At 55.2% G+C, this 11,447-nt stretch carries 10 protein-coding genes; 5 read left to right on the top strand and 5 right to left on the bottom strand.

The genetic code is table 11. The features are described 5' to 3' along the window. Window positions 1-321 precede the first annotated feature (321 nt). A complete protein-coding gene (locus KQI82_RS10670; protein WP_216632739.1) occupies window positions 322-747 on the top strand; it encodes a WapI family immunity protein in 426 nt (141 codons plus the stop codon). A gap of 117 nt (window positions 748-864) precedes the next feature. On the opposite strand, the gene KQI82_RS10665 is transcribed toward KQI82_RS10670, so the two are convergent. From KQI82_RS10665 to KQI82_RS10650, 4 genes are all read right to left on the bottom strand, one after another. Then, entirely contained in the window at window positions 865-2,553 is a 1,689-nt protein-coding gene (locus KQI82_RS10665) for a phosphoenolpyruvate carboxykinase (ATP) (RefSeq protein WP_216632738.1), read from the bottom strand. 128 nt (window positions 2,554-2,681) lie between these two features. Further along, a complete protein-coding gene (gene rsmA / locus KQI82_RS10660) occupies window positions 2,682-3,548 on the bottom strand; it encodes a 16S rRNA (adenine(1518)-N(6)/adenine(1519)-N(6))-dimethyltransferase RsmA (protein ID WP_216632737.1) in 867 nt (288 codons plus the stop codon). Between the two features lie 171 nt (window positions 3,549-3,719). Next, a complete protein-coding gene (locus KQI82_RS10655) occupies window positions 3,720-4,745 on the bottom strand; it encodes a 3D domain-containing protein (protein ID WP_216632736.1) in 1,026 nt (341 codons plus the stop codon). A 717-nt stretch (window positions 4,746-5,462) separates the two neighbouring features. Continuing rightward, a complete protein-coding gene (locus tag KQI82_RS10650; RefSeq protein ID WP_216632735.1) occupies window positions 5,463-6,338 on the bottom strand; it encodes a LysR family transcriptional regulator in 876 nt (291 codons plus the stop codon). A 152-nt stretch (window positions 6,339-6,490) separates the two neighbouring features. Here KQI82_RS10650 and KQI82_RS10645 point away from each other — a divergent pair, with 152 nt between their 5' ends. Next, the gene (locus KQI82_RS10645) at window positions 6,491-7,567 is read left to right on the top strand and encodes an endonuclease/exonuclease/phosphatase family protein (protein WP_216632734.1); all 1,077 of its coding nucleotides are present in this window, start codon (window positions 6,491-6,493) and stop codon (window positions 7,565-7,567) included. Between the two features lie 154 nt (window positions 7,568-7,721). Here the strand turns inward: KQI82_RS10645 and KQI82_RS10640 are convergent, their stop codons facing one another. Then, window positions 7,722-8,186, bottom strand: a complete 465-nt coding sequence (locus KQI82_RS10640) for an Lrp/AsnC family transcriptional regulator (RefSeq protein ID WP_216632733.1) — start codon at window positions 8,184-8,186, stop codon at window positions 7,722-7,724. A 280-nt stretch (window positions 8,187-8,466) separates the two neighbouring features. Between KQI82_RS10640 and KQI82_RS10635 the strand changes: the two genes are divergently transcribed. From KQI82_RS10635 to KQI82_RS10625, 3 genes are all read left to right on the top strand, one after another. Then, window positions 8,467-9,564, top strand: coding sequence for an amidohydrolase (locus KQI82_RS10635; RefSeq protein WP_216632732.1), 1,098 nt, complete (start codon window positions 8,467-8,469; stop codon window positions 9,562-9,564). A 119-nt stretch (window positions 9,565-9,683) separates the two neighbouring features. Beyond that, entirely contained in the window at window positions 9,684-9,950 is a 267-nt protein-coding gene (locus KQI82_RS10630) for a DUF997 family protein (protein WP_216632731.1), read from the top strand. Then, a complete protein-coding gene (locus tag KQI82_RS10625) occupies window positions 9,950-11,419 on the top strand; it encodes a sodium/pantothenate symporter (protein WP_216632730.1) in 1,470 nt (489 codons plus the stop codon). The genes KQI82_RS10630 and KQI82_RS10625 overlap by 1 nt, the downstream gene beginning before the upstream one ends. Window positions 11,420-11,447 lie beyond the last annotated feature (28 nt).

Genomic DNA, 11,447 nt, shown 5'->3' with positions numbered 1-11,447 from the left:
TGCTGTGATTTCATGATACGACGGACAGGGGGAATTGTCAAGGGGAGAAACGCGCCCTTAACTTAACGGGCGATTGAAAAAGGGCCGTTAAGTTAAGCAATTCAGGCACAAATACCGGCCTTTTGCGGCGGTTATACTGGGATTTGTGCGAGGGAAAAATCTCCCCGCCTGTTTCACGCAATCAGGCGGGGAGTCTTTTTCTGCCTTAGCTTAATGACATTGCCCCTTCGGAGGCTGCTTTTCTTTGACGGCAGCCCGGGATTCCCTCTTTTAAAGGAGCAAAAAGTGTGTTACACTACAGGGGAACAGGAGGAGTGTCACATGGTATTTAAAAATGATGAGGAGTCGCTGAAGGTGGAAGTGGCGGCCTATGAATTCCCCGATGGCGTGGATGAGGATGCCAACTGGCTGGTGCTCAAGGGCACCTATACCGATTCGGAGGGAAATGTCACCATTGACCGCAACAGCTGCCTGACCACCTCTGAGCTTCAGGAGCTGACTGCCGGACTGAAGGTGCTCCTGGCCGGGATCAAGGGGCTGTATGAGAGCGAGTTCACCGAGCCTTACTTTGAACTGACGGTGGAACAGGTGGAGGAGGATGTCTATCAGACCGCAGTGGCATTCACCATGCTGAACGCGCCGGAGGACTGGGACACGGTGGAGATAGAGCTGACGGCCTCCGGGGCGGACCTGAAGGATTGGATCGCCGATCTGGAGCAGGCGGAAAAGCGATTTCCCGTCAAATAGCCCGGCGAGAATGGAGCAGGCAGGGACCGCCTTGCGGTTCCTGCCTGCTTATTTGTTGAAGTGCATATATAAAAAAGAGCGCGGAACCGTCCGCGCTCTTTTTTGCACAGGGAGGACTTACAGGGAGTTGGCCTCATCCACCACCTGACGGATGGCATCGGCCGCATCGGCAGGCAGCTTGTTGAAGCCGCCCTCCGTGGTATCAAGATTCAACACGTAGTCCAGACGGTCCTGCATGCGGGCCTTAAGCTGCGACACATACTCCTTGTCGGACAGATCGGGCACAAAGCCGTCCCACTCATAGATATCAATGTCGGAGAAGGGGCCCCAGGGCTTAAACTGAGCCTTTCCCTCCACAACGGCCTCCAGCACGCCAAGAGTGTCCTCCTTCTTCACCTTCTTGCCCATGAACTCGCCGGTGTTGATGATGTAGCAGGCCACATTCTTTTCGGCCACAAGCTTCTTGAACTTCTCATAGTCATTCACCAGGGGATAGGTGCGGAAGGGATTGGCATAGGGCTCCACCACCAGGGCGTTGGGGTCCACGCCGGCCTTCAGCCGCTCGGCAGAGGAACGCTTTGTGGCCAGAGTGGCGCCCATGACGGAGGCCAGAGACGCACCCTTGAGCCTGACAATTGGGGGAATGGTGGGGTCCTTCATGATCCAAAAGATGGCGTTGACAGGGGATTCGATCTTATCCACCCGGTTGGGGGACCAAAGCTTGGACTTGATGGCCCGGCCATTGCCGTTGCGCACATCCTCGGTGACCAGGACCACCTTGCCGTCCTCATCAAGCGTGGCGGAGCAGTTCTGCACCGTCAGCAGGTACTTATTGTCCTCGGAGTTGACCGGATAGTCGGCGGTCTTGTCAAAGTATGTAGGTTCCAGAGCGATGGAGGAGCAGGTGTCGGAGTTGATGATAAACGCGTCGTCGTGCAGCACCTTGATGGAGGGATACTTTCCGCCGTGCTTGGCATGGGTCAGAGTGGATTTGCCGGAGCCGGACAGGCCGAACACCGCGGCCACGTACTTGGAGCCGTCGTCCAGGGTATACTCCTTCTGTCCGCCGTGGCAGGAGGCGTAGCCGTTGCGGTTGGCAATGGCCCAGGCAAGGGTCAATGTGCCCTTCTTGTGCTCGCCGAAATAGCGCATGCCCAAAATCGCGGCGCAGTTGGTGTCGGTGTTGAAATAGCACAGGCACTTGGGGTCGCAGACATCCTCCTGACCGGGAGCACCGGTCCACTGGGGATCGGAGAAGATATAGATGTCGGGCTCTCTGCCGTCGCCCACGCTCTTGGATTCCTTGTACATCTTGACGTATTCGTCGGACATGTACTGGAAATTCAGCATCCAGGAGTAGAGGAGGTTTTCCTCTCCCTTGGGGATCAGCAGATGGGCCTTCACCATGAATTCAGGGTCCAGGCCGATGAAAACCTCGGCGTGGTACATGGTCTTCCAGCGGGTGTCATAGACCGCGTCCATCAGGATTTTATCCAGTTTGTCGGTGTTGACACCGGGTTTGCCGGTGATGCGCCGGGCGGGGGCATAGCGGCCGGTAATGGATCCGTCGTTGAACAGCAGCACCTTGGCGTCGGCATCCAAACCAAACTCCTCGCCGCGGTAAACCGGCATGTCGGTGACAACGGTGCCGGGGGAGCTCTTCGCCAGTTTGTAGGCCTCCTTCAGGGAGTTGACCTCAACGACATTGTTTCCATAAAATGGAGCCTCAATAATAGATCGGGTTTTGGCAAACCCGACCTTTTCAGGACCAATTTCGGCCCGAGCGTAATGGGATTTAGTAGACATAACTCTTCCTCCTTGTTGGATTCGTTTTTTGTGCGGATTTCCAACTGACAAACGAGTACCTCAGGAAAAACCAATCATCCGTACTTACCTACAGTATAGAATACACGGTAAAAAATAGCAAGGAGTATTTACTGCTTTCCAAGCTGATAGAGGCGGTCGGACAGAGCCGCCATCTCCTGCAGCGACAGCCGTTCGCCCCGGATATCCGGCGGCAGGTCGCAGGCGGCGATGGCGTCCCGGAGGGCCTCCTTGCTGTAGGTGCTCCCAAGGGCGGAGCTGAGGCTGTTGAGCAGGGTTTTGCGCCGGAGAGCAAAGGCACCCCGGGCTACCCGGAAGAAAAACGCCTCGTCCATGGGGGAGACGGCGGGCGTCTGGCGCATCCGGCAGCGAAGGACGGAGGAGGTGACTTTGGGGGCCGGATAAAAGCAGGCGGGAGGCACGTCAAACAGCAGTTCCGGCTCCGTGTGGTACTGCATGAAGAGGGAAAAGGCGCCGTAGTCCGGGCTGCCGGGAGCGGCACAGATCCGGCGGGCCACCTCCCGCTGAATCATGACGGTGAGGCTGGTGAAGCAGCCCGCCTCTACGATCCGGGTCAGCACAGGCGTGGTGATGTTGTAGGGGAGGTTCGCGCACACCATGGGCCGCAGGCCCGTCAGATGCTCCGATGCCAGCTGCCTGAGGTCTGTTTTCATCACATCTCCGGAGATGACCTCCACGTTGTCGTACTCCGCAAGCGTCTCCCCAAGCACGGGAAGGAGGGTGCGGTCCAGCTCCACAGCCGCCACCTTGCCTGCCCGGCGGGCAAGCTGTACGGTCAGCGGGCCAATGCCCGGTCCGATCTCCAGTACGCCGCAGCTGCTGTCCGCGCCGGAGGCTTCGGCGATGTCCCGGGGGACGGAGGGCTCGATGAGGAAGTTCTGTCCCATGGATTTGGAAAACCGGAACCCATGGCGCCCCAAAAGGGCCCGTATGGTATTTAAGTCACAGAGGTTCATATGTCGTCCGCCTTTCGGAAGTTTGCATTCATAGGAGGGTATCCGGCCCGCGCGGTGAGTATGCGGCGGGATCGGCCGAACTCCCGCCGCAATTGCCTTAGTTATTATATCAGATTTTCAGGAGGAAGAAAGAGAAAAAACGCTCCCGGTCGTCAAACCGGGAGCGTTTGCTCAGCCAAGCACGTAGACAGTGCAGTTGCGCCGTCCGAACTGAATGCATTCATTGTAGGTTTCGTAGTAAAGGTCCAGCCGGTTGCCGCGTATGGCTCCGCCGGTATCCTCTGCCACGGCAGTGCCATAGACGACGCTGCCGTCGCTGCTGACGATATACATCTTGGTGCCGTAGGGGATGGTGTTGGGGTCCACGGCCACGGTGCCGTGGCGCACGGTGGTACCGGTCGAGGTGCGGGTGCCCACGCCGTCGTGGCCGCTGGTATAGGCGGTGGCGGAGCAGGTGATGACCTTTTCATAGGGCATGGTGGCGCCGGAGGCGAAGGTCAGATAGCCGCTGCCGTCGCTGCCGGCGTTTACCCTGGCGATCCGGTCGGACCGGTCCACAGAGGTGACCGCAGTGCCGTACTCCACCACCTGGTCCACAGAGGTGTCGCCGCTCTCCTCCACCAGCTGGCGGGAGATTTCCTGACCGTTGGCATAGATCACCTCGTAAGTGGCGGTAACGGTGCCGCTGCGGCCCTCCTGAGTCACGGTTTCCGTGCCCTTCGCCATGGCGGGGTTGGCCACCCGCACGGTTTCAAAGGGCTTTTCCGCCTCAATCTTCTCATAGAAGGTGAGGTCGGAGGCCACCGTAATCCTCATCACAGGGGCGCTCAGGTCCACTGCGATCATATCCAGAGGACCGGGCTCGATGTGCATGCGGTTCAAAAGGGAGGTGACCGTCTCCTGGCGGGATGCAGCGGAAACGGACGCGCCGTTGTAGGAGATGGAGACCATGGTGCCGTCGTTGAGGATCACCTCAGGGTTGGCGGAGCTGCCGCCGATGGTAATCAGCCTGGAGGAGAAGCCGGCAGTGTCCGCGGAGTCGTCCAATACCAGGGCGGTATCGTCGGTGCCGGTGAGGATATACAGAGCATCAGCTTTCTCAGACCCCAGGAATGTGCACAAAACCAGAGCGGTTGTCAGGCAGCAGAAAAACGTGCGCCAGAAAAACGCGGCATGGGCTTTCAAATTGCTAAACATAAGAGACCTCCTGAAAAATTTCCCAATCCAATCATTTCCTCTTTTTGCATTTGCTATTCAAAAAAATAACAGAGTGAAAACGACTTGTAACTTTTGTTACCGGTCGGAAAACTTGCGTTAGTATAATACATCCCACCACTTTTGTCAAGTTTTTTATATTAAAACTGTAGATGATCCCCCACATGGGTTGAAAAATTCGGGATCAAATGCGACAAGAACACTCCAAATATATGCAAAATGGTAACAAATGATTACAGAATAAATGGAAATTTTCTGGAAGAAGGAGCGAAAGCATGAAAAAAATTCATAACAGATTATAAAATGTTCCAAATGGGAGCCTGGCGCGCAGAGTCAGATATTAGCGGGAAAAAGGAGAATAAAATTTGAAAAAAATGTAAAAATAAAAGAAATGAAGAATAAATACCATACAATACAATCGATTTTTTGTACACTTTGACAGTAGAAACCCTCATGTTAGATATGCACTTATGACGCTTTACGAATGGGAAAAAATAAAATAGAATACTTACAGAGAGAAAAAATGTGAAAATGCTGCGATGCGTGCGGCCAGTCGCGATTCACGTTTCCCATTTGCCAAAACGGGATAGTATATCCTGTTTTCTATATACCTCCCTCCCCTCTCTTTATTTTGCAAAAGAAACCCGCTGCCCAAAAGGCGGCGGGTTTCTTTTTGATTCCTTCATATATACATGCGGCTCAGGGGAGGGTGGGGACGATGCGCTTGGCGTAAGAGACAAACTTCCGGGCCGCCGGGGACAGCGCTTCAAAGGAGGGGGCGATGATGCCGATGGTACGGTACTGTGGCGGATCCAGCTCCACAATCGCCACCTTGCTTGGATTGCCCTTGAGCAGCATTTCATAGCTCAGGCTGACGCACAGTCCCTTTTCCACCATTGCGATGGCTGCGTAGTCATCCATGGTGGAGAAGGGGCACGCGGGCTGTACCTTGGCCTCCTTCAGCACCCGCATGATGTCGTAATCCACACCCATGGAGGGGATGACAAAGGGTTCGTTCTGAAAGGCGGAGATGGGATAGCTGTCAAAATTGGCGCAGGGGTGGTTCAGCGGCAAGATGGCAAGGATCGGGTCACGCTTCAGCGGAAACCAGTCATAGTGCATGTGGGGCTGAAAGCTGCAGAAGGCAAAGTCCAGACGGTTTTCCTCCAGCAGTTTCTCCAGCTCCTGGGTGGAGCCCTCAATGAGGTGCAGCATGATGTTGGGATAGTCCCTATGGAACTCGTCGATGATATTGGGCATCCAGGAGATGGATATGCTGGCGAATTCGCCGATGTTGATCTCGCCGGTGTCCAGCCCGTTGAGTTCCGAGACGTTCTGGTTCAGATGGCGGTTGGCGTTGACGATGGTCCGGATATAGGGCAGGATGGATTCGCCGCCCTTGGTCAGCGTAACGCCGGAGCGGCCGCGCACCAGAAGGGGGAACCCAAACTCGGTCTCAAGGCTTTTCATCATGTGGCTGATGCCCGACTGGGTATAGCCCATCTCCTCCGCGGCGCGGGTGAGGCTGCCGCAGTCCACGGCCCGCAAGAGCACTTCGTATTTGGTAATATCCATAAACAACACTCCCATGAAGATTCTGCATGGAATATCAGACAACAATTCAATAACTGCATTGTATGCCACAGAGCAAAAAAAGTCAAGAACCGCCTGAAAGGTTGCTTTTTTCCGTCAAGTTGGGTAGAATGTGCTGAAAAGGAGGGAAATCGGTGAAGCGAGTATTCAAATGGGGAATTTGCATCCTCCTGGTACTGATTCTGGCCGCGGCAGGATATGTGATTTACGCCTGTGCCGCCTATTACCGGGTGGAAGATGAACTGAGGATAGATGTCGAGTGCAATCAGGAATCCTTGGTGGAGGCGGATACATTATATAAAATAGTATCTTACAATGTGGGGTTTGGCGCCTACAGCGCCGACTACAGCTTTTTTATGGATGGAGGCCGGGAGTCCCGGGCCAGGTCCAAAGAGGCGGTGGAGGAGAACATCGGCGGCGCCCTGGACGCCGTGGAGTCCCTGGGCCCTCAATTCGTCTTATTCCAGGAGGTGGATATAGGCTCCACCCGGAGCTATCAGGTGGATGAGCGGTCGATGATTCAGGAGCGGATGGCCGGGTATGGCGTAGTATTCGCCCAGAATTACGATTCCCCCTACCTCCTTTGGCCGCTGAACGAGCCCCATGGAAAGTCCCGGTCCGGCATGATGACGCTTTCTGCGTATCAAATCGGAGAGAGCCTGCGCCGCAGCCTCCCCGTGGAGGAGGGAGTGTGGAAGTTCCTGGATTTGGACCGCTGCTACAGTGTGAGCCGCCTGCCGGTGGACAACGAGAGGGAACTGGTGCTGATCAATGCCCATCTTTCGGCCTATACAAAGGATGGAAGCATTGCGGACGCCCAGCTTCATCAGCTTGCGGCAGAGATGGCAGAGGAGTACCGAAAGGGGAACTATGTGATCTGCGGCGGTGATTTCAACAAGGACTTGCTTGGGGATTCCTCCGCCGTGTTCGGCGCCTCCGGAGAGGAGTACAGCTGGGCCCAGCCCTTCCCGGCGGACTCGGTGCCGGAGGGACTCGGACTGGTGGCGCCGCTGGATGAAGAGCGCCCGGTGGCCTCCTGCCGCAACGCGGACCGGCCCTATGACGCGGACACCGCGTACACGCTGACGGTTGACGGTTTTTTGGTCTCGGACAACGTGTCCGTGGAAAAGAGCGGCGTGGCGGATACCGGCTTTGCCTGGTCGGACCACAATCCGGTTTATATGGAATTCCGCCTGAACGGGAAGGCATAGGAAAGAGGGCTGGTCCGTCCGGGGGTTGCAAAAACTCCCCGGTCCGGAACGGATGCGCTTTTTCGCAGACGGCAGGGGAGAAGCGGCTGATCTCAGGAGAAAGTCCGAATAATCAGGCACCGCCCAGCCAAACCGGCTGGGCGGTGCCCCTTTTTTATAAGCGGATACCCTTCACATCTTTGATGCGGCGCAAAATCGTCTCGCAGGTTGCATGTATCAACCCGGGCAGCGTGTAGACCACATCGGTAATCAAGCGTTCCAATTCTCCGTCACTGCTGACCACCGCGTGGGCGTGCAGCTTGGAAGCGCCCGTCATCAGATAGATCTGGGTGATGTTTGGAGTCTGCTGCAATCGCGCAATGGCCTCCTCCACATGCCGGGGCTCCAGTTCCAAATCCAGGTAGAGGGACACGGTGTTATCCAATTTGGCAAGGTTGATCACCGTGACGTACTTGTCGATGATACCGGCGGATTCCAACGCCTGTACCCTTGCCTTTGCGGCCACACGTGAAAGGCCCACGGCATTGCCCACATCGACATAGGACATCCGCGCATTTTCGGCCAGCATATCCAGAATTTTTTCGTCAATTTCATCAAGGTCCTTAAACCCTTTAAACATACGCATTTCTCCTTGCAGCTCTGTGGGTTTTATTATATTTCATCTTGCCGGTTTGTGCAATACGTAAATTATCATATAAAAAGGAATATTTATCGGCAAAATACTTGCAATTTGTTTTAGAAAGTTATAGCATAATTTATGTAATCAATAATTCCAATTTTGGTTTTCAATCGAATAAACAGTCAGACGTTCTGAAAGTGATCCGCGGTTCAAACCACTTGGGTTCCCTTCCACAGTCTCTGCGTGTAAGTTGCGTGTAGTTTTGTGTAGGAGGTCATTTATGAAAGAGTTTGTTGAAACCACCTGGACGTATTTTCATGAGCATCCTGAACTTGGCTTTGAGGAATTTGAAACCACAAAGCACATTGTCGAACTGCTGGAGAGCTTCGGCTATGCGCCAAAGGTGTTCCCCTCGGGCACGGGGGCCATCGCTGTACTGGATTCCGGCAGCCCCGGCCCTGTGCTTGGCCTGCGCGCGGACATCGACTGCCTCGCGTTTACGGTTGATGGAGAAGTGGAGAAGTACCACGCCTGCGGGCATGACGGCAACATCACGATGCTGATAGCCGCGGCCAAGCAGCTTAAAGAAGAGGGAATCAAAAGAGGAAAGGTATATTTTATTTTTCAGCCCGCGGAAGAGACGCTGAAGGGTTCTCTGTCCGTCATCGACAGCGGGTACATCAGCGACATGGAGGAGATCGTCGGCATGCACCTCCAGCCGGATCAGGAGGAGCAGTACGGGCACGCCGCGCCCAGGCTGCTGCACAAGTCCTACGGCCGGGTGGAAGTTACCGTTCATGGGCGCAATGCCCACGCCTCCTTGCCCTATCTTGGAATCAACGCCACGGAGGCCGGCGTTCAGATTGTCAACGCGGTCAACTGCATCCGCTGTGATTCCCGTTCACCCTATTCGTGTAAAGTCACAATTTTCAAGGCGGATGGCAGCAGCCACAACACCATCCCGGATAAGGCCCTGCTGGTATTCGACATCCGCGCGGATACGAACGACACCATGGCGCAGATCATTGAAAAGCTGAAAGTTGCCGCCGAGCACGCCGCCGTCTCGGTGGGCGCAACAGCGGAGATCAGCGATGAGGTGATCTGCTACTCCGCCAGCTATGACCCGGCGCTCTGCGACGAGGTAAAGTCGGTCCTCTGCGATGTGCTTGGCGCTGAGAATGTGACTGACGCCTGCCCGGCCACCACCTCTGAGGACTTCCACAATTACAGCAATCATATGGGGGTGAAAGCCGCTTATATCAGTCTTGGCGCCTCCTTTACTCCGTTTTTACACGCCAACCATTCTTTCTTTAATCATGATGCGCTTCTCAGCGGCGCTAAGATCTGGGTCGGTGTTGCCCACAGGCGTCTTGGATAATTGACGGTACGTTTGGGTCGATGCACGGGTGGACGCCTGCCGGTTCAACGTTCTTGAAACGCCGCAGCGCTTCCTGTGTTGAGATAGAGAGATGGCAAATAGAAAGGGAGAGTGATATTATGGAAAAGGAAAACAAGAACAACCAGAAACCCGGATTTTATGCAGTGTGCTTCAAGGAGTTCAAGTTCTGTGCAATTGCCGCAAGCGTCTACATCCTGTTGAGCTGTCTCATTTGCTGGATCCTTGGCTACAGCCAGGGGGGAGAGGTGGCATTTATCGCCGGCTTCCCCGCATGGGCGGTCTTTGGCGTGTTCATTCCGTGGATCCTGATGGTCATCCTTACCGCCATTTATGGCTTTAAGGTCATGAAAGGAGATGTGGAATAATGCAGATCGAAGTTGCTCCGATTACAAAAGTATTGTTCTTTGCCTATTTTGCAGTTTTGATTTTCATCTCCGTATATGCGTATTACAAGCGGAAAAACAGCAAAAACTTCCAGAATGAGTACTATGTGGCCGGCCGCTCCTTTGGTCCCTGGGTGGTTGCATTCCTCTGGGCCACATCCTGGACCAGCGGCGGTACGTTTATCGGCACACCGTCTGTGTACTATTCCTATGGCTGGTGCACCATCCTCTGGCAGGCCGGCGCGGCAATCCTTGGCATCTGCGGCATGCTGATGATCGGCAGACGCATTGCCCGCTTTGCCTCTGACAACGGCTGCGTGACACTGCCCGACCTCTTTGCGGAGCGGTTCGGCAGCCGCTGGATGGGCATCATCGCCGCCTGCTCCATCATTGTGTTCGGCGTTGCGTACATGGTTTCCCAGTATACCGCCGCGGCCCGGATCATCGAAACCTTCTTTGGGTTTGACTACACCATGGCAATTCTCCTCTTTGCGGTGGTAACCGCGATCTACACCGTCGTCGGAGGCATCCGCGGTGTTGCGTACAACGCATTGGTACAGGGCATTATTATGCTGGGCGGCTCGGTCCTGATCTGCGGTATTATGATCAGCAAGGCCGGCGGCATTTCGGCGATCACCTCCGCTCAGATGGCCATTGATCCGGCCCTGCTGACGCCTCCGGGACCCAACAACTACCTGCCCCTGGCCACCGGCTTCTCCACCTTCTTCACCCTTGGCGTTGCCGTGATGGCGCAGCCCCACGTTGTGACCAGAATCTTCACCGTGAAGGATACCAAGTCCCTGAAGCGCGCCGGCGCTCTGATCAGCATGATCTGCATGGTGTGGTTCTTCTCCCTGTTCCTCAGCGCTCAGGCCGCCCGCGCCCTGATCCCCTCCCTGGAAGTGCCGGATCAGATTTTCCCGACGATCGTCCTCACTTACTGCGGAAAGTATTTGGCCGGCATTTTGATGTGCGCGCCCTTTGCCGCGGTGATGTCCACGGTTTCCGGTCTGATCCTCACCGTGTCCAGCGCCATCATCAAGGACATCTATCAGCGCAGCTCCACAAAACCCCTGACCGACAAGAGCCTGAAGGCCACTACCTATATCGTGACGCTGGTCATCGCCATGGTCGTCATGTTCCTGTCTCTTAATCCGCCCGCCTTTTTGCAGGATATCGTCATGTTTGCCGTCAATGGCTACGCGGCATCCTTCACCATGCCGATTATCTTCGGCTTCTTCTGGAAAAAGACAACCTCCGCCGCGGCCACTGCGGGTATGATCTCCGGCTTCCTCACCCTGATCGGCCTCTATGCGCTGCCGATCACCACCAACCTGCTGGGCTTTAACCCCCTGATCTGGGGCATGCTGGTGTCCGCAATCGTCATCGTTGTGGTCAGCAAGGCAACAAAGGTAACCAATCCTGAATTGGTGGAAGCAATTTTCAGATAAAAAGTCAACCGTCAGATAGGGGGACTCT

This window comes from Dysosmobacter acutus (assembly GCF_018919205.1).
Lineage (GTDB): Bacteria > Bacillota > Clostridia > Oscillospirales > Oscillospiraceae > Oscillibacter > Oscillibacter acutus.
The sequence above is the reverse complement of the archived record's forward strand: the minus strand, read 5'-3'. Positions and strand labels throughout refer to the sequence as shown.